Raw genomic sequence first — 26,218 nt, 5'->3', positions numbered from 1 at the left:
AGACCTTAGAAAAAACTTGCTCTCTGCGGGACCCTCAAAAAAAATTTCCGTGATTTCCGTGATTTCTGTGTGACCTTAAATATATCTGCGAGACCTTAAATCTCTGTGTGCCCTTGACTATCTAAGGATATCGCAGTCCTGAGTCGGTTCAAACCTCCCGTCCTTCATTTCCATGATAACGCTACCCGACTCCAGCGAACGGATGGTGTGCCACTGCCCTGCCGGGATGTTCAGTGCCACCACCGGCCCATTAGGGCTTAGCTCTATCGCCTCCGTGCAAATCCTCTCCAGGTCATCGTAAAACTCCTCCACTAACCTACCCCGCAGGCATACCACTGTCTCGGAGCTCATCCTATGCCTATGTATAGGCACCACCGATCCCGGCTCTATGGCATTCAGCATCCGCTGTGATGTATCATCACTAGAGTTCCTCAGGTCCATGTTCATCCTCAACCGCGGGCTCTCCTTTGCCTTGGCCGTCAACTCATCCAATATCGCTTGTGTTATCTTCATGATGTCTTCTTTGTGGTACAAACAAATATGAACAAAAAAGCCAGATAGCTTTTAGTAAAGCTTTCATATCGACCGATTAGTAATTTCTCAGTACTACCTCGAAAGCCTCAGCATAGTTCACGCCCCACTGGCTACCGCGCACTGCTGCTAATCCCGAGATATACTCCGCAGAACGAGGATGAGGATAAGGACGCATCACACCACGATACATCGATAGCGCCTTAATCTTCGCATCCACACCGTCCTTGCCAACCTCTACGTAGCAGTTGGGCACGAAGTCCTGCATGGCATTATTGATCTTCCACTCCGTACACGAAGGCACCTCCATATACCAGAACTCCTTTACGCGTTTCACCTCAGGCCTGCGCTGGAACAAGCGGATAGCCTCCTGACAGGCCATTGAGGTCTGCAGGTGGTCGTTGTTCGTGTCCGCAGGATGGTGCGTGATGATGACATCTGGCTGAGATTCCTTGATGGCCCCTTCGATGTGCTGCACCAGCTGAAGGTGAGGCACCGTGTTCATCTCGATATTAGGGAATGTGCCCTCATACTCCTTGTTCACACCGATGTATGCCAGTGCCTTGTGCGTATCATCTTCCAACTCATTATCTTCTGGACGGAAAGCACGCGCCTTTGCTTCTGCACTCATGATACACACATCTACTGTATCACCCTGTTGCGTCCATTTATAAATCGACGCTCCTGCACCCAGCACCTCATCATCTGGGTGCGCCACTACTATAAGATACTTCATATTGTAATATTTAATTATTATCGATTTGCCCCAACGGGGCTTAATATTTTAGCGTAGGGGGCTTGCCCCTACGATTATCATCATTGTTTTTAACCCGCCCCTGTAGGGGGCTAATATATTTTCCCCACCCTCTCGCCCTGGATGCAAAGAGCCTTCCAGACACATTGCCTCCACCGATATAGGTGTCTGCCCGATATACATCCGGCAGGATTGTTTATCTTTTCCGCTTCAGGCACATTTGGGCGTGCCCCAAAGAGCCTTTCGCTATTTCTAAAGACCAGCTACGCTCGTCTTTCCACCCCATTTATGAAATAGGGTGTTTAATTGGTTTGCAACCTTTGAATTTCCAGTTATGCCATAACAGGCTATATGGGCAAAACCTATCCATTCGCACCTCATGGCTCCATGGCTCTGTATTACACATATCATCCCCAGGGCCACCAAGTCTCGCACAACACTCTTTTAGAGAACAATTGCAATCACCTGACTCAAATAGTTTCATTACTTCTCCTATAGCTGGGAACAAGAAGAAATCACTATCAAAATGTACGACTGGTGATTTTATCGTAGCCTCGCCCCAAGGATTTGTTATTATTGGGGTTCCAAAATAATCCTCAATCAAATACTTTAGTATTCTGTTATTCCTAATGTCACCATCTCTGGCAATATCAAGCATGAATGATGGATTTTTAGAGCGAAGCTCAAAACCCCTTGTAAACGTCTCTTTTATCCATTTTCTATATCTCACAAGTTCTGGAGCAAAATACGAATTTGCGGACTCTATTGACAGCCGACACATCTCATTCATTTCCTCTTCGAACGTTCTAGTACATGGTTTACTCCCTTGCACTTTAAAGCCGCCAGCTAAAACTTTATCATATACATCTTCTGGTTTTTGGGGCAACCACGCGTCTTCTTTAAACTGAACAAGATAACAAACGAGAGTATGACCAGGGGAACTTGTAAGTAAAGAGACATCGCACAAGGCAATAATATTAAGAACTTCATTTCCGAACTCTGGATATACCATTTCAACAATCTTCTCAACAATATCGTATGGGTAATCAGGAGAAGGTAAACTGAGAGGGGCGATGAAACGTTCCATCATATACGCCAAACTCTCCATAACAGCACATGCTCCAAAATATACTGTTTTCGGATTGCCTTCACCATCTTTCAATAACAGCTCGATTACAGGAAACGAATCTAAATCTTTAGAATCAAGAGCCTCTTGGAGATTCTTTATCTCTATTAATTCCGAAACGCTCTTTATCTCATTATAATCCCCATATGTCAGAGATCGTACATAATAATTCGCGAATACATTGTCATCACCTGGCTCAGGTGTATAAGGTATTTCTATCGTACCGTCTTTCGAATCTCTTATACTTTCTGCAACGGATTTTATATATTCAGAAATTGAATAAGCACAGAAAGCACCATATGAAGTAGTAATATCCTGCAAAAAATGCATGTATTCATGAGCAAGAATAGAGTAATCTTTCTCATTCATATGCTTGAATGTAACGTTAGTCTCTATTCCAATCCTAAAAGCGGATTGAGAATAAAACCCAAGGATACTGCTATAAATGTTACGAAACATATAATCCCTTCATTGATACTGGTTCTTTCGCTTATACTGCTCACATAACTCCAGAAGCTTCCTGAATGCCTCTACCCTCTCTGGCTTCAGTTCGTTGGCGTTCATCTTCTTCCTATTAGCCTTCAGCCAGTTCAGCATATCATGCTCTTCCAGGTTGTACTTAGATGGATTACGGTGGTAGGTATAGATAAATTCAACCACTTCATTGTATTTTGCTATCCAACGTTCATCCTGCGTCATTGCTTAATCCTCCCCCATTGTGGCCAGAATAGATAGCTACAAAATTGCCAAACTCCTTTTAAGAAACACTTCATTGCCTTAAATTCAAGAATCCAGCATTTCGTACTTCCTTGAGCCCACTCTCAATGTCATCCATTGAGTACTGGCCCCCTCACCTAAGGAGGCTCCACATCAGCATTAAGAGCCTGGCGCAGCTCATGTTGCAGTGCCAGTTCCCATCGCTGTAACTCTGTTTTGTTGTTCCTTAACTTTGCGCGGATGTCCTGATTAATCATCAGGAGTTGCCACAATTGCAGGTGGTCACCCGGCAAAAGATTGCGTTTTTAGACTCTGCTAAATGCCCCGTTGCCTAAGCTATAACGGGAACACATCGCCTGACGGCTATTGGCGTAGAGAGAGTCCACTTTCTCCAACACCAATATTGACAAACCCTCCGAGAGGGTTGTCATTGCTGTCTTCAATGTTTTGAGTTCTAAAAACTCCTTTTTCATGTTACTTAAAGTGTTTAAAAATAAAAAAATACTAAATCTATCTTGGTTAAGATAGTTATTTCGCTGCGTCGCCAAATCTCCGTACCTTTATTGCGTCGACTGGCGACATCAATTATAGTATCGAATTTATATGAGTAAAGACGCTTTTTCTTTAGTTAGGAGCAGTCAGGCCAAATTAAGCCAGACTGCGGCAGCCAACAAGAAGTTGACGCCCCACGAAGAACTGATGCAGCACAGGGTAACCCCCGAAACCAAGCTGTCACCATTGGAATTCCTGTTCAAGATGAACGGTACTGAGTGTTTTCCGCTCTCCGAACTCGTGGCTAACACGGGTAAGGCGAAGAGCGGTAAAACGCTCTTTCTCTCTATCGTCATGGCGTGTTGCATGAAGAAGAATGTGCTCGGCTTAGAGCGCATCCGCGAAACGCCTATCCGTGTGCTGTGGTACGACACTGAGCAGTCCGCTCAGTCCACCCAGAACATTCTTGTCCACCGCATCATTCCTCTAAGTCACACAGAAATCACAGAAACCACGGAAATAAATTCGAACACGAATCTCACTAATCCAACGAATCATTCGTGCAATTCGGTTAATTCGTGTTCAGAACTAAACGACCAGTTTTTTGTGTTCAACGTCCGTGGTATTGGCTGGGAGAAACGACGCGAACTGTTGACTGTCGCCATCAGCGAGATAGAACCCGACCTCGTGATTGTCGACGGCATCAAAGACCTGATTACCGACATCAACGATGGCACGCAGGCCACGATGGTGGTCGAGGATCAAATGGGCCTTGCCCAGACGTATAACTGTTGCATCGTAGATGTGCTCCATCAGAACAAGAGCGACACCGACCGTAATATGCGTGGATGGATTGGTACCGAGCTCGCCAACAAAGCCTTCGAGGCTTGGGCGTGCTCCATCGTGCCTAACACCGAGACCTTCAAGGTAGAGCATGTCATGTCGCGCATGAGGCGATGCCAGGACAATCTCTATTACCAGCTCGACGATGCAGCCCTGCCTATCTCCTGCGAGAAACCCGATGAACAGCCTCGCGAGCCTAACGGCCGCTTTGCTTCAAAGAAGAAGCCCGAGGAGAAGCCTAAGCCCAAGTACGACATTGACTGGGGCAATCTCAACCGTGAGTATATCCTTCAGAACGATATCGAGGAGCCATTGCCCCCCGAAGAGATTCCGTGGGATTTGGTCAAGCTCTTCACCGACGCTATGGAGGGTTGCGCATTCAAGCGTTATAACCAGCTTATGGCAATTGCCATGCGTATAGCCGGCATCGATGACAGCAAGTATTATTACTTCCTGATTGACTGTGCCAAGGAGCAGCATATCATTGTCCCTGGCAAGGATGGTTACAATCAGCAGGGTTTCTTTCTCAACTCCGCTGAGCAGCGCCAGCGCATCCTGGCATACGAGGAGGAGCAGCGTCGCAAGGCCAAAGAGCCCGTGCAGTCATCGCTCCCATTCCCTGAGACCGACACTGATGATGCACCACCCTACTAGCAGCCCCCTATATATCGCCCTTTTTTATTTAATAATAAAAAGGGCTCTGTATATATATAGGGGCTCCAAGTAGCCCCGTCGGAAAAGTCACACAGATATCACAGATAGCACAGATTTTTATGACATTGAAGGAGTTATTAGCGAGAACATCTCTGAAGAGTCTTGGCCGTGAAATCGGCCTCGACGTTCAGATGGTCGAAGGTCAGCTGGTGTGTACACCTCTTGACCCTAACGACCCTCGCTACTCCATGGACTTCGTCATGCCCTCAATGAAGATGATCTCTGCCTGTCGTGCCGACGACTTCAACTTCTTCCAGCCCTTCATCGCTGCTGGCAAACTCACTGTCGAACAGATGCACCATGCAGCGCAGCGTTATCACCTCGGCAAAACCAAAAGTGGCCAACCTATGTACTGGATGATTGACGATATGTTTCAGCCCCTCGATGCCCATATCGGTCAGGACACCTGGATCTCCCAGCTTCTGAAAAAGCGTGAGCCCCTCCTGCAATATTGGCAAGTGAATCACTGCCTCTTCGGCCTGCATCTCTTAGGTCTCGAAGATTGCGCAGATATCGCAGATAAACCAATTGCTATCGTTGAGTGCGAGTCTTCTGCCGTGGTGCTGTCCGAGCTATTCCCAGACTCTATCTGGATGGCCTATTGCACTGTCTCGCATTTAGACATCGACCTATTCGCTCCTCTGGAGGGTCGCACAGTCACCATCTATCCTTACACTGACCCCTGCATGTCGAATATCCTCTTCTTCGAAGAACTCTGCGACTCCGTCCGTAAGCACTACGACATCACCCTCTCCGTCGACCGCACCCTCGAAGATCATGCCTCCGACGCTCAAAAGTCCCGCAACATCGACCTTCTCGACTTTTTACTAGAATCTTTAACTCACACAGAAACCACAGAAATTATCTTATGATTCCGAAAACATCTAACTCGAAAGAGACGAAAACTCAATTCTTGAAGATGATTGAGTTTGATTTTATTGGAAGAATCTCGAAAGCTCGCTTTCAGAAGTTCTTCAAAACAAATAGAAACTTATCATCTGGAAGAATTATTCTAATTCGTTTCAAAAATTTAAAATATCTGTGATATCTGTGTGACCTATAGAATTCTGCGTGCAAACCCATCGAATTCAGCGTGAATTCACCTCGAATTCTGCGTGCAAACCATCCTAATTCAATAGCTTTATGAATAGAACGTATAAAAAATCAGAACTGGCCATTTTGGCCGATGTATCGTATTCCACATTCTACCGTTATCTTTGTACCTGTCGCGACGACCTTGCCCAACTTGGCAGTTCTCCCAAGGCCCATACCCTTCGTGGTGAAGCTTTAGAGTACGTCTGTCGCAATTACAACATCACGCTACCTCCTGAAGACCCAGTACCTCCAAAGAAACACATCAAATTCGTGTAATCCGTACCATTCGTGTTCGACGAAACATTTCTCCTATTTCCGCTATTTCTGCGGGACTTTTAAAAATCTGTGTGCGAAGTTCATCTTATTTCGTCAATGTTCGTCAGAGTTCGTCAAATTTCGTCAATGCCCTCCCCCAATGTTGTACCTTTGCATTGTCAATGAGAATCATTGATGAGTGTTTGAAAATGCAAGTCGCGCGGTAGCAAACTTTCAACTCTCAATTCTCAACTCTCAATTTAAAAAAATGCCTGTACTAGTAAAAGTAACTCAAAACAACAACGAGAAGACGGCAGCCTTCGGCAAGTGGTATGGTCGCGTGGTTTCTACCAAGACCATGACCTATCAGGAGCTCTGCAAGCACATGTCTGAGCACAACTCAGTCTATGGTGAAGATGTCTGCCTCGGCGTTGCTAACAAGCTGCAGAACTGTATGCTCGAGCAGCTTCTCGAAGGTAAGAAAGTCCAGTTCGGCGAACTCGGCACCTTCTACCTCTCTGTCAAGAGCACCGGCTCCCAGAAGGAGTCCGACTTCAGCCTCGGCACCAACATCCAGGGTCTGTACCTCTGCTTTGCCCCCAGCCGCACCGATGTGAACAACCTCTCATCTAAGATGCTGAAGAAGAAAGCCGCCTTCATGAACATCAAGGACCTCATTGAGTCGAAGGCCAAGACTTCTGGAACACCAGAGAATGGTGGTTCTGAGTCGAACACGAATCCCTCGAATGGCACGAATAGTGGCAGTGGCTCCAACACCGGTGGAAACTCCGGAACCTCAGGAACTGGAGGTGACACCCCCGGAGGCAATCCCGGCGGCGACTCAGGAGACGATGATGATAATATGAATTAGGCGATGCCTAATTCATAACCAAGGAATATCTGAGGCCTGACTAGTCCGGGGTGTTGCGAGGAGACTCCTGAAGAGGTTCAACAATCACGTCTTCCCTCTTACATCATCCATCTAACATCTCTCCTGAACGCAGCCTGCTGGTCAGGCCTTGGACTTTCTCTTGCGCCAGCCGTAAAGACTCATCGCGTGTCCCGCGATACCAAAACCCACAGAGAGTCGTCGGCTTCTGCGACTCTCTGTTTGCATCCTTCCCTCGGGGGAAGGCCTTGGTTAGGGGAATGTCTCTTTGGTTCTTTCTCTGCGCCAGAGAAACGAACAACTATAATATTAATTTAAAATTTAAACTTTATGATAAAAGTAAATTGGAACAACGTGGCCAAGGTACTTAAGTTCCTCGCCACAGTCATTACCACCATCGCCGGTACTCTCGCCGTTCAGTCCTGTACTCCCCACTGGTTTTAATTTCTGCGTTTTCTGCGCTTTCCGCGAAACCTAAGAAACACCTGCTCTCTGCGGGACACACAAAAAATCATTTCTGTGATTTCCGTGATTTCTGTGTGAAATTATTATCTGTGTGACATTAAAATCTGTGTGAAATGAAACCTCTAAAAGTCGTGAAGTATCTCGTCGTGCACTGCGTGGCTAACCGCTGCAACAAGCCCTTCAGCGTGGAATCGCTAATCAACTGCGGCAAGCAGAAGTATGGCCAGGTATCCTACCACTGGTACGTGCGTCGCAATGGCGACATCATCCCCCTCTTGTCTGAGAGTGTCCAGGGCATCCATGTGAAGGGCTACAACTGGTGTTCCCTTGGCATCGTCTACGAGGGAGGCCTCGATGAGCAAGGCCAACCCGCCGACACTCGCACTGAGGCCCAGAAGCACTCATTGTATGAGTTGCTGAAAGATCTCTCCCGTGACTACCCCGATGCTCGCATCGTCGGTCACTGCGAGCTACCCCACGTAGTCAAGAAATGCCCCTGCTATCCCGCCAGCATCGAGTATGCTAACCTCCAACCGGAGAATCGGGAACACAATACAATGATTGTAAATCTCTAATCTTCTCGATTATTTATGTATCAGACATCTACCTTCATACATCAACCATCTGGCCATCGGCCCAGAGACGATAGGTTATCATCAGCCTTCTGCTATCTTCCATCTAACATCGTTTAGTATCATAGCACCTCCATTTGTCGTGAGACACGTGGAGTTTTTCCTCTTCATTCCCGACTCTTTTCCTTTTCAATTAAAGGCTGATACCATTCCCACATTTCTTCGAATGTTTGGAAATCTTGTGGAACAGGATTGCTTTCAACAAATGCCTCCTCTGGAGTCATTGGGAGATAATGGCAAAAGTAAGCCTCATCTGTCCTGCGGGGATATAGTGCCAGAGAACTCTCAAAGAACGTTCTGCAATAATCATAATGATGTTTATGGATGAAATCCCTCCAGGAATATGTTACATCTTCTTCACTTCTAACATCAATTATTTCAAATTGCTCCATATTTCTGTTTTCTACTCTACCCCATGCTTATTTCATCAATCCCATAGCTTCAACATCAGAAACTGGAGCACTATATCCAAAAATTGTGACGTTGTGCGTATTACATTTCTCTTTATCCAATCGTTCTTGCAAAATATCCCATGATAAATGTATAAATGGGTCTGATGAATAATCCTTATGTTTTACAGGATATAGTAGCTTTGTTGGTTCGAAATAGATATTACCTTCTCTCGTGTACATCCCAGCCCTCCCCATCATGTTATGCTCTATGTTATAGCCAACAGCAACATTTCCATGTAAGAAAACAAGTTTTGGGCTACTACCATGAAGATAATTACGCCACCATGCTTGAAAAAGGAAAGGATCCCAATTGAAGGTGGCGATAACATCTTTATCACGTAATGACATGACAAGATAATCATATAAAGTAGGCTTATGAGGGAGTTCCATACTACTAAAGTACGAATAAATCATATCATTCATAACATTTAGGTATGGATTATTCGGGTCGTGCTCTGCTATATTGCTATATGTTGCCTCAAAGTTGTCTTGAATAAGTTCCTTAGGGAAATGACTCAATACACCATTCAAGCCAACCACATCGGGAAGATTCTTCATTGAAGGCAATTTCAGCCCATGTATCTCTGCATCCCTCATGGTCGCTGCAATACTTGCACCAGCCCCTAGAACAACAACATGGCAACCACCAGAAAGATGAACGTCTTTAATATTCATAATTTCAAGCGTATTGATTCTTCCTTTTATATTGTTCACTCAACGCCAACAAAACCTTAAACGAACTAAGTCTATCTTTCTTCAGCCCCCCAGCATTCAGCTTTTTCCTGTTAGCCTTCAGCCAATTAAGCATATCATGCTCCTCTATTCTATGGCGTGACGGATTACGATGGTTGGCTTTTATGAATTCCACCACCTCATTGTACTTAACCATCCAACGTTCATCCTGTGTCATAAGCATCTGATAAATGCGGTCATCAAGCACATAATTCAATACACCCTTTTACTTCATTATAAACATTCTCAGGTATTTTGCTCATTATAGTTTCAATAAGCTCACTGCGGTCCATCGGTTTATTGAACTTGTTTACCTCATTGCGGCATTCATACCCTGCACATCTCTTGAATTGCAGCATTCTATCTGAAGCTTTCTTCCAAACATTTATCTTTCGCAAGGAATTTCTTCCTATATAATAGAGGTTGTGTATGACTAGCAGGTGATTATCCGATAATGACCTTAGAAACTTTACAACATCCATTTCTTCAGGCAGTTGATCAAAAGCAATATCCTTTAGACTTAGGAATCTCAATCCATTACCTTCATGTTGTTTCTTATAGCTTTCAGCATATTTAGCTTCATAAGCAAGGAACTGTTCGACATCAGCTTTTGCATCATCATATTGCTCCATGAAAAGGTTACCAAGTTCTTCGTCATCATCCCAATATATTTGATCATCCCATTGGCCAATCAGATTGTCCACCTCATTCATACAATCCTCCATGTAGTCATGGAGAATCTTTATGTCAAGTCGTTGTGATTTCGTTTCAATAGCCTTACCATCTTTGTCAACAGGATAACGCATCTTCATTGAAGAATCATCATAACGTTGAAACTGACTAACGTAATGGCCAAAAGCATCAATATCAAAAGTACTTTTCAACTTTTCAGACAACTCCTGTAACACTGGTTTTAATTCTATCCAAATCGTATTCAGATTATGGCCAGTATGTTCAATAAATTTAGCAATTTCATCATCACTCAAACGACGCCCTATAACATAAGGTTTAAACTTCAGATATAGGAACTTGGTTGTCAATTCAAGATAATGGCGATACATAAACGTTAGTGTAATGCCCATGGGATCTTTCATGGCATAATCACCATTATGGCTCACAAATTGCTCATAAAGTGCTTCTGCAGCCCGTCTATAAGCATAACTATAGTTAGAGAAATTGAATACCGAATCTTCTGACCATAAGATGTATGCCATATCGTCAGGATTCTCAGGTCTCTCTCCTTGCTTATAGAATCTGAACAATTTATCTTTCGCTTTCATCTGACTTCACCCATTTACTTTGAACCCTTAAGCGCAATTAACCGTATATTACCCAAACAGCTCCTCCAGCGTTACCACCTTCTGGAAGCGGCCCGAATATTCGTTGCGCTCAACGCCATAGGTGGTCACCAGCACCGAGATTACTGGCTTCGTGTTCCCGGTATATTCCATCGTGCGACGGATGCGCTCCTGCACCTTTTCTGCATAGTCGCGCCCCACCGAGAACTTTCCCTGCGTAAATTTCATCTCGCACAGGCAAATCTTCCTGTCGTCGCGATCTATCACCAAATCTATCTGCATGCCCCTCTCTGTCTCAGTACCTGGCACCACCCACGACGATTCTCTCGTGGTCACGTCACCAATGCCCAGGGCATTCTTGATCTGCCTGATATGCGCTCGACACACATCCTCAAACGCAAAGCCCGACCAAGCCAGCATCGCAGGCGAGTTGAATGATGACTGCCAGTAGGTGGTGGCATCGCGATTGTCCTTCACGTGCTTCAGATAGAACATGCAGAACGGGTCAGTCAGCCTATACCTGGCCTTGCTCTCTCCAAATGGCACGTAAGGCGTCACAAACGTGCTCTTCTCCAGTGCCGACAGCATCCTTGTCAAGCCTCCGCCCGTGGTGAACCCACACTTCTGCGCAATCTCGTCACGCGTATAGCCCGACCGTTTACTGGCCAATAGCGTCACTATCTTCTGCAACTCACCCGGATGCGTGAACTGCGACGAGAACAGTCTGTCGAACTCATCCCGCAGTGGAGCCTGCCTGCCGTATAGCAGAGCATCGAAATTCTGCGGCACGCTCATCCCCCGCCTGAATTGGTCCAGATAGTAAGGAATGCCGCCAAAGGCCATATACGCCTGCACGATGTCGTACTCATCCATCGCATAACCACCCTCACGGAAGAACTCCCTGCACTCCTTCAGCGTGAACGGCTCAACAGGTATCGACAGTGTAACACGACCGTACATGCCCCCTTTTCCGTCCACAAGCTTGTCGAGAATCCACGATGTGGCACTTCCGCACACCACCAGTTTCACGTCCTTCCTTGCCAGCACCCAGTCGTTGCAGAAGTGCTCGAAGGCCGGCATAAAGTTCGCCCTCGGAGTGTCAAGCCATGGCAGCTCGTCCAGGAACACCACTCTCGCCTCACCCTCCTTGCTCTTCGTGTCCAGCAGTTGCTGCAGCATGTGGAAAGCCTCAAACCAGTCCGCTGGAACGGGCTCACCAGCCGGCAGTCCGTACGAACGCAACGAGTAGTGAAACTCCTTCAGCTGAATCTTCAGCAGGTTGCGCTTGGGCTTCAGCTGCTCGTTCACAGGCGACACAGCCGTATGCTTGAAGGCATATTTGTTCTGGAAAAACTCATTCACCAGAAACGTTTTCCCCACTCTGCGACGTCCGTACACCGCAATAAACTGTGCTCTATTCTTCTCAACTGCCTCTTGCAGAAGCTCTTGCTCTAATTTACGCCCTATCATAATGTGTTGTTATTTGGCCACAAAGATACAACTTTTATTCGATTTGGCCAAATATAAACGTCGATTTCTGCACTTTTACCTCATTTTTGTGCACTTATCTTCGCATTTTCGATTTAACCGTGAACCATTAACCGTAATTCATGAACCATCAGTTGCACTTCATTTCCTGTCCCCCTGCCATTCAGTTCCCAGGCATCTCATTCTCCGCATGGATTAACTGTCCAATTATTTATCTCAGAGAGAACAATACAATCTCCTTTTTTAAGAATTGCTTCTTTCAATCTCCAGTATATAAAATGAACCTTATGATCCCCTCTTTCTTCAATACTATCAGTTCCGTCTTTAGTATATAGGACTATTTCATCTCCAGCTTGCACATTCTTTGGATAAAACCAAAACACATTCTCGGGTCTATTGTAAAAACCTTTCTCTGTTTTCTTTGTATGATAAACAGCAAAGAAGCTCAAATCACAAGACTCTACAACCCTGAAACCAATACGCTCATCATTTATGTTTCCAGCATCTCCAAACGAAATAAACTTAATCTTCATCTTTGTACAAATTTAAAGAGAATTCCACCTAAAATAAACACGCATCCCATAATGAGTAGAATCCAACCATTATTATTCCAGAAAGTAGAGGACACTCCAACAAGAGCAGAACCACCTGCCTCACATAAAGTATACAGGACGTCAGCTCCTGTTGATTGTTTAAGTTTTTCTTCTAAAATTGCAGCTTCTTTGTCTCGAGAATGATATTTTTCCTCTATAGTACGAATTTTCTCGATTTCCCTACTCATTCTATCATTCTCATTGAGTAACAGTTTCTGAACTGCTGGTGAACTCATGTCATCTTCAGACAACAATCTTTGTACATTTGCATACGGGTCATATGGAATTGATGTAGGAACAGTTCCCTGCCCCCTTCCCATACCAGAGTCTTTACTAACTTCTATGATTTTTACATCATCCATAATACATTACAATTATTTGTATCCAATCTACCTTTATTAAAAATACTCACATCTGATTATTATATACAAGTCTTATTAGTCAGTAGGAACGACTCTCAGTTATCATATTTCTATGATATTTTAGCCCTAAAATCCATAAGATGGTTCTTCATCAATCTCAGCACACTAAACTCATTAAGTGCTATCTCGCTCTCTATTTTAGCAATAGCGGGAGAAAGAGAAGCTAAAGAAGCCCTATCCAAAGCTTCACTTGTGGCAATCTTGATTATTTTATCTACAAGAATTCTAATCCTTAGCTTATATCCAAGGGCTTCACTCTCGGGATCATGTATCATCGAACAAACAAGTTCAGCACAAAAAGAGAGAGACAAAGACAAATTCATAACAATGAGGTTCTCCATGTCCTCAACTCGTGTTCTACAGCGATTATATTCCTTATAGCCTCTCATAAAACTAATAGGTACATATGTATCACCGTTTGCCAAAGCGTCGGTGTATATACTATCTGTTCTAACAGACCTGTCAGTTAACTTCTTCTTAAGAGTTACCAACTCACCCAGCTGTATTTCTGCTTTATCCGCATGCTGCCTGGCATATCTAAAAATCCTTACGACATTACCCATAGTTAGCCCTCCTCCACTTCGTTTTCTTGTTCCTTACTCAGTTCTTCTTCATCGAGCTCTTCTTCTCCATAATCATCCAAATCAGTATCTTTATCTATCGCACTCTGGAGTTTCTGGATGTATTCGTTATAACCTTTCTCTATTGAGATTTGGCTTGCCTTCATCAGTTCTTCCAACTGTCCCTTATAGGCAGCCAGCAATTCTCTTGCCCTATCACTCAGGTCAGTAACTGCGTTTGATTTTTCAATTTCCAATTTGGCAGTTATTTTGTCATCAGCATCTTTTTTTATCCTTTCTGCTTCTGTTTTTAAAGAGGTTAATTGAGCCTCACTATCTGTCTCGAACTTAGCCAATTTCAACAGACCATCCTCATTAATCTTCTTTATTCTCAATAGTTCATCCTTGGCTTGTTTTTCCAACTGTTCTGTTTTGAACAAGGAATAAAAGCTGAATATTAAGAAAATAATAGTGAGAATACCTGCCCATATTTCTATCGCCTCAAATTCATTTTGGATTCTATTAAATTCAAGTTCCAACAACGCCTTCACATCCTGATGAAAAGAACTTATTTCTCTTTGATTGTCATTAAAAAAGCTTGTTGGTCTTGAATTTTCAATCTTTTCTAACTGTTGAGTATATGTTTTAATAATACGATTTTGTCCCTCCACAATATGATTATTATGGATATACATGGCAAAGCCATATAATCCACAGCATACGATAACAACACAAACAAATGAAATCAAAACTCCATAGTTTGATTTCTGCTTATTTGAAACCTCAGGATTTGGATTATCATTCATCTCTCTTCGATTTTAATAGATTCCAAACAATTAAAAGCTATCCGACCATTCAACAGTGAATAAAAGTATCTCTCTCTTATTATCGGTATTGATGATTATAGAAAAACCACCTCCAGGTGTTGAATCATTTTCATTAGAATCATTCTACTCAGCTAACTTGCTCTCAGCATTACCTCTGTTGCGGGGTCGTCTTTACTGCAAGCGCCAATAGTTATTGAGAAGTACATAAAGAATAATTTCTTCATTCTCACATCTTCCATCACCCTCACTCCCCTCTCATTGCCCCTCCTATCCCATCTATCGCGAAATAGCAGAAGAACTTCACACTATCAATAGGGAATATCCTCATATGATGGCCAAAATCTTTCAGTTTTCGAAATGTCGAAGCCAACTTACCACCCATATACGATTTAGAAGCCGTCCTTTCTCTATTATGCCCAAAGTTCCCAGTTTCAAGCACAAACTCCATAATTCGATCAGCTTTCTTATCATACCGTGAATCATGAACCATTAACCCTTCACCGTAATCTGGCATACCAAGATATCTGTTTGCCAGATTATAGAACGCTTTCCACTCACTTATCAGCCCCATCTTCCGAATCCGTGTTTCCAGTAACCGTAAATCCAACTCTGAGCGATAACGATAGAGTAGTCTGCACCAATCACAAATCTGCCTAAGTCCAATCCCCTCGATATAGAAATGATGAAGTATATGAGTAAACACAAATATCACATCTTCGTCAGCCCTTGGTAAGAACACCTGTGTATTGCCATTCTGCCAACTCCTAACACTGCCTCCGAAGAATACATCGTTCTGTGCTTCATCAACGCCTCTATCAATACGTTTAGACAGTCGACTATGCATGGTTCCATGTAGCTCTACCACATACTCTCCATTCAAAGTCATTCCTATATGTTTGAATGATTTGTATTCTTGTTCTACACCATCAGCCAAAGGAATCAGAACCTTCTTTGCTTTCTCATAATTGGTGTCATTCAGTAGCAAATCCACATCACCAGATGCTCTCCATAAAGGTCGCTCGTAGCATTGAGCTATTCCTTGCCCCTTGACCAAAAGCGTATATACATCCTCTTTACGCAATTTCTCAATCAGCTTGGCTACAAACTTATTCATAGCCTTGTTTTGCTGCTCTATTTGTAGCGACTGCCCTATAAATTGCAGAACAACATCCTGCGGAGCCTTTATAGCTTGTATATGTTCAATACCTGCTGTTACAAGCCCATCTACGCTTTGCGTTTCTGACAAACGCATGATCTCATCATAGTCCACATCTCCAAACGGTAATAGCCGAGCTTCTTTTTCCCAAAGCCCAGCTCTTACCAATTCCAGGAATGCTTGTTGATTATTATTCAATGGAGTAAAAGTTTTCTTTCTTTAGTCTTTAGGCTAAAGACTGGCGATACCAATCAAACAATTTCTGGACGCCATCCTCAATCTCAACCTTGTGAGTCCAACCAAGAGAATGAAGCTTGCTTACATCAATGAGTTTACGCATGGTACCATCAGGTTTAGATGCATCAAACTCTACTGTTCCTTCAAAACCAACAGCCTTCACTACCAATTCTGACAGTTCGCGGATGGTTAACTCCTTACCAGTACCTACGTTGATGTGGCAATTGCGGATTTCGCCTAATGAAGGGATATATCCACCACGGCCTGTTGAATGATTGCGGTCAACTATCCCATCAGCAGCTACTCCATAGTGTACACTTGAATATTTCTCTATTCCTATGATGTCTTTAAAGTCCACATTCAGCAGAACATGCACTGAAGCATCAGCCATATCCTCACTCCACAAGAATTCACGTAGTGGCTTTCCTGTACCCCAAAGAGTAACCTTATTATCCTCGATTCCATACCAAGCAAGAATCTTGCGAATGAGTGCTTCATCGCTATCACCATCTATTACATAGCGCACTTGCTCTCCGTTTTCCTTGATGTTTGCTCCAACTGGACGGATGGTTAAGTCACGACGGATCTTATCCCAAGCTCCATCGTGAATGAGTTTTGCCAAATATACTTTGCGCATCATTGCAGGCATCACATGGCTGTTCTCCAGATGGAAGTTATCATTCGGGCCATAAAGATTGGTAGGCATCACTGCAATATAGTTCGTACCATACTGCAGATTATAGCTTTCACACATCTTTAAGCCAGCAATCTTGGCTATGGCATATTCCTCATTGGTATATTCCAAGGGTGATGTCAGCAAGCAATCTTCCTTCATGGGCTGTGGCGCGTTCTTCGGGTAGATACACGTACTACCCAAGAAAAGCAGTTTTTTCACGCCATGTGCATAGGCCTCAGAGATTACGTTGCACTGTATCTTCATGTTCATCATAATGAAGTCGGCACGATACAGCATGTTGGCCATAATACCGCCCACAAAGGCAGCAGCCAATACCACTGCATCAGGTTGCTCCTCATCAAAGAACTTCTTCACAGCCACTTGGTCTGTCAAGTCCAGTTCTTTATGAGAACGACCAATAAGGTTATTATAACCTCTACTTTTCAGGTTATTCCATATAGCAGACCCAACGAGTCCGTTGTGGCCTGCTACATAGATTTTTGAATTCTTATTTAACATTCGTATAATTCTCAAAGGCTGCGATTGAGCGAGCGCAACACTAAGCTTGCTTAAGCATTGCCGAGCGTGAGCAGGCTCGACCGCAGGTCAATTCTTGATTACTTAACAATACCCTTTTCAAGATACTCAGCCAGATTAGTTCTAACCTTAGCGGCAGCACCTTCAGCAGCAACCTTGGCGATATCAGATTCTACCATAATGCGAACAAGCTCTTCGAAGCTGGTCTTGTTCGGATTCCACTTCAACTTAGCCTTAGCCTTCGTTGGGTCACCCCACAAGTTAACAACATCCGTAGGACGATAGAAGTCCTCACTTACGGCAACTACAGTCTTGCCTACCAAAGCCTCTGGGCCTTTAACAACGATACCCTTTTCGTTGATACCTTCGCCTTCAAACTTCAGTTCAATACCTGCATGTTTGAAAGCCAGTTCTGTGAATTCTCGTACAGAGTGTTGCACTCCAGTTGCAATCACGAAATCCTCAGGAGTATCATTCTGGAGGATTAACCACATACATTCCACATAATCCTTGGCATATCCCCAGTCGCGAAGCGAATCCATATTACCTAAGTACAGGCAATCCTGCAAGCCCTGAGAAATACGAGCAGCTGCCAGCGTAATCTTGCGAGTTACAAAAGTCTCACCTCTGCGCTCTGACTCGTGGTTGAACAGAATACCCGAGCAACAATACATGTTATAAGCCTCACGATACTCCTTCACAATCCAGAAGCCATACTGCTTAGCCACAGCATACGGAGAGTAAGGATGGAATGGTGTATTTTCGTTCTGTGGTACCTCCTCTACCTTACCATACAGCTCTGAGGTAGAAGCCTGATAGATACGACAGGTCTCAGTCATACCCAACTGGCGAACTGCCTCCAAGATGCGCAATACACCCACAGCGTCCACATCAGCCGTAAACTCAGGGCTGTCGAACGAAACCTGCACATGGCTCTGTGCAGCCAGGTTATATATCTCATCAGGACGTACCTTTCCAATCACGCCTAATACACTCATGGAGTCACCTAAATCCGCATAGTGCAGATGAAAATGCGGTGTGCCTTCCAAGTGAGCAATACGCTCTCTGAAGTCCACAGAACTTCTACGAATCGTTCCATGAACATCATAACCTTTTTCCAACAAAAACTCGGCCAGATAGCTTCCATCTTGGCCAGTAATACCAGTAATAAGTGCTGTTTTCATTATAAATTATTTATTTCAAATTATAATCATATCTATATCGAAGCTGGTTTCAACAAATGGTTTTTTCTCCGCTCCAGAATCCGCTCATCAGACTCTCAGCATGGGCTTGTATTGCCATCCAATCTACTTTGCCAGAAAGTTTACCTCCTTTATGACCTATCCCTAACCTAACTAATGTCAGAAATACTTCTTTCGTTTCCATTTTATCCCTCTTGAATTGAGCTTGCAGCATCAGCTTTGAGCTCATTCAATATCCATGTACACTCCTTACCTACAAGCGCATACATGATACAAATCACAGTATATATAATCATCTTCAAATCATAGAAGATGCCCGCTTTCTGTACGTATGTATATTCCAATTCTCTACGTGTAGGATATACCTTTTCCATATATTCTTTTTCGTCAGTGAACTGGTCACCATAGATATAGTCATACAATGCTGCTGGACCGCTCAATCCCACCGGAACCTTGGCAGCCTCATTCCACTTGCCATAACGGAACATATCAAATTGGTCTTCTGCTACAGGACGAGGGCCAATAATTGACATACTACCATTCAGGATGTTAATCAATTGTGGCAGTTCATCTATCTTAGCCTTACGGATGAAATGTCCAAACGGGAATATACGATCTTCATCAGGTCTCAAGCTTGCCTCAGCACCCTTCTTAGGTGCTTTCAGTACTTTCATCGACCTGAACTTATACATCTTGAATGGTTTGTTCCCCTTACCAATACGATTAGCCTTATAGAATATAGGGCCCCAGTCACTAATCAGAATTCCAATAATTGTAAACAGAAATACTGGCGACAGAGCCACAAGTGCAATAAACGCACAAATGAAATCGAAAATTCTCTTAATTATCTGATACATAATTACTCTTAAACTCTTTAATTATCCACTGTACGGAACGGCCACAAAGCCTTGAACACTAAATATGTCTTATTACTCTTACCAAATACGAGTTTAATCACGTAATAACCACACTGTACCATCCACTTCGGGAACCATAGCACGTGCTTTGCTCTACCCTGAGCTTTTTCTGCCTTAATTAGGTCGTTGATGTCAAGTAGTTCTGGGTCTTTAATCACATGGATAGTATTATCCACCTTCTTGTCCACCCAATCCACCATAGCAGCAACAGCACCTGTGACATTCAGCACCTCAAACTGGCCACCCTTGCCAATCTTATAAGCCCAATTAGGGTATTTCAGATAATAGCGCTTTTCTATATCACGTTTCACTTCTGGCGTATATACGGGTGAGAAACGATAGATATTCCACACCTTACAAATATCCTTCAATCGTCCTTCTGCCATTGCCTTACTTTTACCGTAGTTGGATATAGGATTCAACTCCGTTTCGGGTGTGATTAAACCCTTCACCATTCCAATGGCATCTACAGTACTGATGAATAGTACAGGTACATTATGCTTTGCGCAAGCCTCAAAGAGGTTTTCTGCACAATCAACATTCACCAACTTGAATGCTTCCCATGAAACATCTTTCACTCCCTTAGTATGTGCCAAAGCAGCCAGATGAATCACACGATCAATCTTCTTATCATCAAATAACTGCAGGATTCCTTCTTTTGATGATAAATCCAGAATAATTTGAGTAAGCCCTTGGAGGGTTATATCTCTTGCTATTCGATCTACACCAATAACAGTATGACCTTTCTCAATTAGGCCTTTAACCACATAACTGCCAATCATTCCGGCAGATCCAGTTACCAATATATTCATATCAATTATTTTTCTTCGATAATAACGCCTTGCTTTACCTTATACCACTTACGGCATATAGGTTTTAAGCACTCATCCCACTTGCTATCAAAGTATGCCTCATCCACTACAGGAATCCCATAACCGACAAGTGTATCAACCTTTTCATGATAGAACGGATGCTGTTTAATGCCCTTTATCTTTCCTCCTTTACAATTGAATGTGGTACCAAGTATTTCCACATCTAAACCACTGAAAACAGTTTGCAAGAAGCATTCCGAAGATGCAGACAAAACTATTACACGATTGCCTTCTGATACATCCTTTTTTAGCTTCTCCATAATAGGAGAAAACTTATAATTATTTGCTTGCTCCATGCATGCTTCACGAAACGCTCTTTCATCAGAATGGAAAAGTAGCTTGATCATCTTCTCCTTTTCACTTTTGACGGTACTCAGTTTTAGCTTTGACAATACTTTCAGGAAATAATAATAGCATCTATATAGAGACTTTATCCCCTGCATTTCAGAGTTAAACAACTCCTCCATACTATCACCATACGAGAGCGTCCCATCAAAGTCGTAAACTACAATCTTGCTCATGCTCTTCCAAACAAATTCTTCAGGTTATGCATATTGAATACCGACATCAGAATAAATAGCAAAGCTCTATCCTTTCGTGCATACGTCCAGTTAATAACACAGGTATTTTTGAAGTTCCAGAAGTCTTTGATCTTCCCTTTCTTCTTTATCCAATTCAGTAAGTCTACAGGAAAGAACCATCTGATAAAAGCTTCCTTTTTCATCTGTATTTTCTCTATCGGTAGCCCAAGGCAGATGCGTATATAGTTTTGCAATAGATTTGCGCCACTATATTCAGACAGCATAATCGATCCCCAAATACGAGGATTAGCTTCTATCAGTTTATACTCGCCACTTCTATCATCATATATATACTCCAGCATGATTAAGCCTTCCCAACCGGCATGTTCCAATAGTTGTATTCCTTGGTTTATCAATTGTGGATTATCATTCAAACACGATAGTACCGTAACCCCTCCCTCTTCCGGGCTAGTTCTTATACGTTTGTGTGTGTAAGCACCTATTACCTTTCCTTTATGGCACAAGAAGAATCCACCTTGAACTTCTTTACCGTTAGGCAACAACTCCTGAATAAGATAAGGCTCTTTGCTCAATGCAGTCTTAATTTCATCGGTATAATCTTCTTTCTTGTACAGCCTGTATTGGCCATGACTGCCTGAACCTATTTCGGGTTTAAGTAAAACAGGATATTCTACGGCAGGTAAATCTTCCACCTTGTATTCTTTGGGAGCAGGGAAACCATATTCTAAACAATAATGATTCAATGATCGTTTGTTGCGGAACAGCTTGTACATAGAATAAGATGGTAAAAGGCATACAACATTTCCTTGTACATACCGTCCTAAGTATTCCGCAACATAATCTGTTGTTTGTTCTTCCCCTGGAACATAGATAATCTTATCCTGTCCGTATTTCTCTAACAGAATCTTGAAATCATGGAAGAAAGCATCCTTCCCATCTTCAGTCCTTAGCTTCTCAACGGAACATCGTCCGTAAGCAAGCTTACAGAACAGTGCGCTCTTTATTGTTCCTAATATTAGATGTTCATTAGGAAATAGTTTTTTGATAATTGACACATTATCAAACTCTTTCCTATATTGTACATCTGTTATCAGTATATGGTTCATCTTAAGCCTTCTTTGATTTCAATTTTCGCTTTTCCTCACGCTTCACCTTAGGTATTACTGTCAGGAAATGCCAGCATCTTCTGATTTGTTTCTTGGGCTCTTCAAAGATACGTTGTAGCCATATAAACCTTAGACCTCCTATTTGCATCTTGGGTTCATTAATCGAGCCAACGTAGTAGTTGAAAGCTGCACCAATACCAAACATTACACCTTGTTTTAAGTGTGGGAGCATCAAACTCATGAAACGTTCCTGCTTAGGAGCACCCAAAGAAACCCAAATCAAATCTGGTTTTATTTCGTTGATTTGAGAAGCTATACCAGCGTAATCGAAATCTTCAACCTTAGCAAATGGTACAGGCTGATATTTCAAATTTTCAGGATTCCCGCCATCTGCTCTCATCTTCTCGACTATCTTTTGGTATGTTTCTTCTGTATTCCCTAAAAGCAATTGCTTATACGGTTTCTTTATATAATGTTCAAAAACCCTTGGACCGTTATACGCTTCAAATTTCTGACCATAAATATCACCTGCCATTTTGGCTATATAGCTACTATCGCAGGTATTTACAAGAGCATTTTTCACCACCTTCTGGTACTCTGGGTCTTTACATGTTACTGACAATACATTACCATCAACAACACATACATATCCTTTCCCCTTTTCCGATACACACTTTTCTATTGTATTTCGGAAAGCATCGTGATCAAACTCAAGTTTTATATTAAATATATTCATGTTTTTGCAAATGTTTATAATAAAACAGGTAACTTTTTACCAAACATACTTAGATATTTGATAACCCCCCACCGTTTCCATAGTATACGTTTTTTATTCTCTTTAATTTCCTTTTCTATCGCAGATAAAGAGCTATCAACTATTGCAGAATATCGAGGGTATTCAATACTCTTTTTAAACTCTTGCAATGCGAATTCGTGGCCTGGTAATTGACTATTAGTTGACGAAAGACTACCAAAACTGATATGATAGTATATAAGATATTCATCAATATTAGCAAGTTTCCCCACCAAACTAAGTTGTAAAATCAAATCCAAATCTTCACCTGTTCCTTTCAAACGATAACATCCAGCTTTCACTACACTATCCTTTCTATACATCAAAGACGAATGAGCCATTGACCATTTTCTATTTAACATACTTTTCAAAATTCCGTCATGTTCTAGAGGAAATTTCCTATAATGTATGTAACGACCTTTGCAATAGAAGTTCATGTGTGAACCTACACAACTTACCTCGGGATGATTATCAAGAAAAGCCACTTGTTTTTCAAGACGGTCATGAGCCATCAAATCATCATCATCGATTCGTGCTATATACTCACCCTGGGCTTTTGATATACCATACGTAAGAGAAGATCCAAGTCCTGTATTTTCCTTTCGATAGACAACTATACGATTATCATCACTTATCTTCCTAACAACAGGTTCAACGGGATTCTTTGAACCATCGTCAACAATAATAAATTCAAAATCCCTAAAAGTCTGATTTATTACAGACTTTATTACATCTTTCAACAATTCTTCATTAGAATTATAAGATGCCATCAATACGGAAACCTTCATATATTATTGCTTATTATTTAGACTTAAACAACTTATTGTTCACTAAAGAGTAATACTCATTAACCACGGTTATGGGGGTGAATCTTTTCCAATAATCTCTATCATAGGCTATTGAAGAATAATCTGTAACGAGCTTGTATAAATATTCTTTAATAGAATTAACATCCTCATTATTAAACACTGCATGACCTGCAGTTCTCAACTCTTCATCAAGTACCGACCCCGTTGGAGTTATCCCCAAAATTGGTTTTTGGTAATAGAAATATTTTAGAATTTTAGAAGGGAAGAAGATATTATTTTTATTCACACCATCTATGGCAAGAAATACATCCGTCTGCTGATAAAAAGGCTCACATTCTTCTGGAGGAATTGGACCTGTTAAGTTAAAGTTGTCTGCTAGGCCGTAGTTTCGGATTAGTTCTTTTTCTTTATCCGTTACTTGTCCTATATAATTAATTTTCAATTTTGTTTTCACATAAGGATATTCTTTGAATAACATCAAAACTGCCTTAATAAAAGGTATACTTGTCCTGTTTAACATAAAATTCCCTATATGTGAAATTGTCAACAATTCATCATCTTTATGTTTTGGTTCTACAACTGGAACTGATGGTAAGGATGCTGTTAGGGGCAACACTACTATCTTTTTGGCTATACTATCTCCGTATCTTTCACGCCAGAGTTGTGCAATTGGTTCATTTGTATGAATAATAAGGTCTGCATTTTCAGCCACTTCACGCTCTAACTCCCAATCTATCTTCTTGAAAAAAGCTGTTTTAAATGGCCTATATGGGTTGTCGGCCCAAGGATCATAGAACTGAGCAATCCACGGAAGATTCGTTTCACACTTAATCTTCAATCCAACAGTATGGCATGCACATGGGAAACTGACAGTATGAAGGTAATCAAAACGCTCACCATTTCTTATATCTTGAAGTATTTGATTTTTACACCTCTTCCCCCAAGACCACCACTCATATCCAGGCAACCATGTCAGATCTGGTATTAATAATCTGCGGATGGCTGCTGCAAGATATTTCGGGAATATCGATTCGTGAACAATTTTTTCATTAATTAACACCCTATTATTTTTCTGTGGCTGTATATCGGAACAATATACTTTAGGATTCCATGCATTCTTTCTTAATTCATTAACAAAGGAGCGCAAGCATTCCCCCGTTGGAGATTTGTCTACTAAGAACTCTCTACTAACAAATAATGGTTTCATGTCTCAAAGATAAAAAGTTTACACTGCAAAAGCTATACCTGAAAAATATTTGACCGCATATGCAATTTATTATACAATAGGACAAAATAATAAAGCATATACAACTTAATATAAGCCGCACCTGCATAAAAGTTAACACCTTTATAGTTAAACACCAAAATTGACACGAAGAAAATTGTAGAAAATACTTTGTCCCTCGACCATTTTAAAATACTCTTAAAAATAACGAACTCATATATTAGTAAAAGACCTGCAAATACAAGCCCACCAAGGAAGATCTGATTAACATAACCAATATCAGAGGAATCTCTTGCACCGATACCATATAAAGAATGCCCTTCACCGAATAGTAGTCCTTCTAAAGTAGATGGATATTGGATCATTCTAACATATGCAGAATCTTCTAAACCACCTTTCTCTGACATATCAGATATTTGGTCAAAAAAATCCATTACAAAATCATAAACTCCTGGTAAATATCTAATTAATACAACTCCTATATAAAAAGCAAATAGACCACCTATTACTATTTTTGATAATTGAATAAAACTAAGCTTCACAATTGATCTTATAGTGAGGTATACAAGTGTTATGACAATAGGAAATAATCCTGTACGGGCGTTTACTATCACTGATAATGTTAACGTTATAAAATATAAAGCGTATTTTTTGTGACTTTTATCTAATTTTAAAAGACATAAAGAAGCTAATAATCCTTGAACATAACCATAAGCACTAGACAAATTTATTGCCAAGCCATAAAACCTAAAACCAATTTGCTCTTCAGAATGACCTCCTGTTATATCTATTTGAATTTCCCTAAGCAATGAGTTAAAAGAAGGAACAAAAAGTGCAATACATGAGAAAAGAGAAGCAATAAAACCTACTAATAATATTTTGTCCCAAAAAATTATTTTTTTTTCTTTAGTAATGAACACCTTGATTAACCAGAAAGGAGTGCAAGTAGAAAAAATTACCCAGATTATTAAATCCACCACTACTTGATAATCGGACTTCCCATTAATATTAATAACTAAATAAACATATGGAATCATTATTAAACTTAGTATCAGCGCAGTTTTATAATAACGTAAATACCTTATAAACTCTTTTTTATAAAACAAAACATATACTAATGAAATAACCATAAACAAAGCCCCAAATCCTATACCAGTCCAACGTGGAATAGGATTATAAATATATAAATAAAGAATAATGATAGTGAAAAAACTAGTAACAGTATTGCCTGACTTCATAATATCTCCAGAATATATTTATT

General features: G+C 41.7%; 29 protein-coding genes. 6 read left to right on the top strand and 23 right to left on the bottom strand.

The window, feature by feature from the left end; genetic code table 11:
* Positions 1–117: 117 nt before the first annotated feature.
* From Q0R57_RS02755 to Q0R57_RS02740, 4 genes are all read right to left on the bottom strand, one after another.
* Entirely contained in the window at positions 118–513 is a 396-nt protein-coding gene (locus Q0R57_RS02755) for a WbuC family cupin fold metalloprotein (protein WP_294743688.1), read from the bottom strand.
* Positions 514–589: 76 nt separating this feature from the next.
* Positions 590–1,267, bottom strand: coding sequence for a PIG-L family deacetylase (locus Q0R57_RS02750; RefSeq protein ID WP_294743686.1), 678 nt, complete (start codon positions 1,265–1,267; stop codon positions 590–592).
* Positions 1,268–1,571: 304 nt separating this feature from the next.
* A complete protein-coding gene (locus tag Q0R57_RS02745; protein WP_294743684.1) occupies positions 1,572–2,780 on the bottom strand; it encodes a hypothetical protein in 1,209 nt (402 codons plus the stop codon).
* Positions 2,781–2,879: 99 nt separating this feature from the next.
* A complete protein-coding gene (locus tag Q0R57_RS02740; protein ID WP_294743682.1) occupies positions 2,880–3,110 on the bottom strand; it encodes a helicase associated domain-containing protein in 231 nt (76 codons plus the stop codon).
* Between the two features lie 621 nt (positions 3,111–3,731).
* Here Q0R57_RS02740 and Q0R57_RS02735 point away from each other — a divergent pair.
* The 6 genes from Q0R57_RS02735 to Q0R57_RS02710 all read left to right on the top strand — a co-directional run bounded on the left by Q0R57_RS02735 (position 3,732) and on the right by Q0R57_RS02710 (position 8,456).
* Positions 3,732–5,117, top strand: coding sequence for an AAA family ATPase (locus Q0R57_RS02735; RefSeq protein ID WP_294743680.1), 1,386 nt, complete (start codon positions 3,732–3,734; stop codon positions 5,115–5,117).
* A gap of 119 nt (positions 5,118–5,236) precedes the next feature.
* Positions 5,237–6,049 carry a DUF6371 domain-containing protein gene (locus tag Q0R57_RS02730; RefSeq protein WP_294743679.1) on the top strand — a complete coding sequence of 271 codons (813 nt, stop codon included), beginning with the start codon at positions 5,237–5,239 and terminating at the stop codon, positions 6,047–6,049.
* A 271-nt stretch (positions 6,050–6,320) separates the two neighbouring features.
* On the top strand, positions 6,321–6,548 hold the full coding sequence (locus Q0R57_RS02725; RefSeq protein WP_294743677.1) for a hypothetical protein: 228 nt from the start codon (positions 6,321–6,323) through the stop codon (positions 6,546–6,548).
* 247 nt (positions 6,549–6,795) lie between these two features.
* A complete protein-coding gene (locus tag Q0R57_RS02720; protein WP_294743675.1) occupies positions 6,796–7,398 on the top strand; it encodes a hypothetical protein in 603 nt (200 codons plus the stop codon).
* A 348-nt stretch (positions 7,399–7,746) separates the two neighbouring features.
* A complete protein-coding gene (locus Q0R57_RS02715; protein WP_294743673.1) occupies positions 7,747–7,860 on the top strand; it encodes a smalltalk protein in 114 nt (37 codons plus the stop codon).
* A gap of 134 nt (positions 7,861–7,994) precedes the next feature.
* Positions 7,995–8,456 carry an N-acetylmuramoyl-L-alanine amidase gene (locus Q0R57_RS02710; RefSeq protein ID WP_294743671.1) on the top strand — a complete coding sequence of 154 codons (462 nt, stop codon included), beginning with the start codon at positions 7,995–7,997 and terminating at the stop codon, positions 8,454–8,456.
* Between the two features lie 164 nt (positions 8,457–8,620).
* Here the strand turns inward: Q0R57_RS02710 and Q0R57_RS02705 are convergent, their stop codons facing one another.
* The 19 genes from Q0R57_RS02705 to Q0R57_RS02615 all read right to left on the bottom strand — a co-directional run bounded on the left by Q0R57_RS02705 (position 8,621) and on the right by Q0R57_RS02615 (position 26,195).
* A complete protein-coding gene (locus Q0R57_RS02705; protein ID WP_294743669.1) occupies positions 8,621–8,905 on the bottom strand; it encodes a hypothetical protein in 285 nt (94 codons plus the stop codon).
* Between the two features lie 27 nt (positions 8,906–8,932).
* The gene (locus Q0R57_RS02700) at positions 8,933–9,640 is read right to left on the bottom strand and encodes a hypothetical protein (protein WP_294743667.1); all 708 of its coding nucleotides are present in this window, start codon (positions 9,638–9,640) and stop codon (positions 8,933–8,935) included.
* 257 nt (positions 9,641–9,897) lie between these two features.
* Positions 9,898–10,977 (bottom strand): hypothetical protein, encoded by a 1,080-nt coding sequence (locus Q0R57_RS02695; RefSeq protein ID WP_294743665.1) that lies wholly within the window; start codon positions 10,975–10,977, stop codon positions 9,898–9,900.
* 48 nt (positions 10,978–11,025) lie between these two features.
* The gene (locus Q0R57_RS02690; protein ID WP_294743663.1) at positions 11,026–12,465 is read right to left on the bottom strand and encodes an ATP-binding protein; all 1,440 of its coding nucleotides are present in this window, start codon (positions 12,463–12,465) and stop codon (positions 11,026–11,028) included.
* Between the two features lie 197 nt (positions 12,466–12,662).
* Complete coding sequence (locus Q0R57_RS02685; protein WP_294743661.1) at positions 12,663–13,016, bottom strand: hypothetical protein; 354 nt, start codon at positions 13,014–13,016, stop codon at positions 12,663–12,665.
* Positions 13,013–13,438, bottom strand: coding sequence for a hypothetical protein (locus Q0R57_RS02680; RefSeq protein ID WP_294743660.1), 426 nt, complete (start codon positions 13,436–13,438; stop codon positions 13,013–13,015). Before Q0R57_RS02680 ends, Q0R57_RS02685 begins: the two co-directional genes overlap by 4 nt.
* Positions 13,439–13,548: 110 nt before the next feature.
* Entirely contained in the window at positions 13,549–14,061 is a 513-nt protein-coding gene (locus tag Q0R57_RS02675; RefSeq protein ID WP_294743658.1) for a hypothetical protein, read from the bottom strand.
* Between the two features lie 2 nt (positions 14,062–14,063).
* The gene (locus Q0R57_RS02670; protein ID WP_294743657.1) at positions 14,064–14,864 is read right to left on the bottom strand and encodes a hypothetical protein; all 801 of its coding nucleotides are present in this window, start codon (positions 14,862–14,864) and stop codon (positions 14,064–14,066) included.
* 265 nt (positions 14,865–15,129) lie between these two features.
* Positions 15,130–16,239: a nucleotidyltransferase family protein gene (locus Q0R57_RS02665; RefSeq protein ID WP_294743656.1), complete on the bottom strand. Its 1,110-nt coding sequence runs from the start codon at positions 16,237–16,239 to the stop codon at positions 15,130–15,132.
* Between the two features lie 28 nt (positions 16,240–16,267).
* Positions 16,268–17,473 (bottom strand): GDP-L-fucose synthase, encoded by a 1,206-nt coding sequence (locus Q0R57_RS02660; protein WP_294743654.1) that lies wholly within the window; start codon positions 17,471–17,473, stop codon positions 16,268–16,270.
* Positions 17,474–17,571: 98 nt separating this feature from the next.
* Positions 17,572–18,675 carry a GDP-mannose 4,6-dehydratase gene (gmd, locus tag Q0R57_RS02655; RefSeq protein WP_294743652.1) on the bottom strand — a complete coding sequence of 368 codons (1,104 nt, stop codon included), beginning with the start codon at positions 18,673–18,675 and terminating at the stop codon, positions 17,572–17,574.
* A gap of 203 nt (positions 18,676–18,878) precedes the next feature.
* Complete coding sequence (locus Q0R57_RS02650; RefSeq protein WP_294743650.1) at positions 18,879–19,550, bottom strand: sugar transferase; 672 nt, start codon at positions 19,548–19,550, stop codon at positions 18,879–18,881.
* Between the two features lie 17 nt (positions 19,551–19,567).
* The gene (locus tag Q0R57_RS02645) at positions 19,568–20,422 is read right to left on the bottom strand and encodes an NAD(P)-dependent oxidoreductase (RefSeq protein WP_294743648.1); all 855 of its coding nucleotides are present in this window, start codon (positions 20,420–20,422) and stop codon (positions 19,568–19,570) included.
* Between the two features lie 5 nt (positions 20,423–20,427).
* Positions 20,428–21,003: an HAD family hydrolase gene (locus tag Q0R57_RS02640; protein ID WP_294743647.1), complete on the bottom strand. Its 576-nt coding sequence runs from the start codon at positions 21,001–21,003 to the stop codon at positions 20,428–20,430.
* Positions 21,000–22,130, bottom strand: a complete 1,131-nt coding sequence (locus tag Q0R57_RS02635; RefSeq protein WP_294743645.1) for an ATP-grasp domain-containing protein — start codon at positions 22,128–22,130, stop codon at positions 21,000–21,002. Before Q0R57_RS02635 ends, Q0R57_RS02640 begins: the two co-directional genes overlap by 4 nt.
* Position 22,131: 1 nt before the next feature.
* Positions 22,132–22,866, bottom strand: a complete 735-nt coding sequence (locus tag Q0R57_RS02630) for a WecB/TagA/CpsF family glycosyltransferase (protein WP_294743643.1) — start codon at positions 22,864–22,866, stop codon at positions 22,132–22,134.
* A gap of 14 nt (positions 22,867–22,880) precedes the next feature.
* The gene (locus Q0R57_RS02625; protein WP_294743641.1) at positions 22,881–23,711 is read right to left on the bottom strand and encodes a glycosyltransferase family 2 protein; all 831 of its coding nucleotides are present in this window, start codon (positions 23,709–23,711) and stop codon (positions 22,881–22,883) included.
* A 13-nt stretch (positions 23,712–23,724) separates the two neighbouring features.
* A complete protein-coding gene (locus Q0R57_RS02620) occupies positions 23,725–24,939 on the bottom strand; it encodes a glycosyltransferase (protein ID WP_294743639.1) in 1,215 nt (404 codons plus the stop codon).
* 32 nt (positions 24,940–24,971) lie between these two features.
* The gene (locus Q0R57_RS02615; protein WP_294743637.1) at positions 24,972–26,195 is read right to left on the bottom strand and encodes a hypothetical protein; all 1,224 of its coding nucleotides are present in this window, start codon (positions 26,193–26,195) and stop codon (positions 24,972–24,974) included.
* Positions 26,196–26,218: the final 23 nt, after the last annotated feature.

This window comes from uncultured Prevotella sp., from assembly GCF_946407605.1.
Classification (GTDB): Bacteria; Bacteroidota; Bacteroidia; order Bacteroidales; family Bacteroidaceae; genus Prevotella.
Note: the sequence above shows the minus strand (reverse complement) of the source record. Positions and strands in the feature narration are given on the sequence as shown.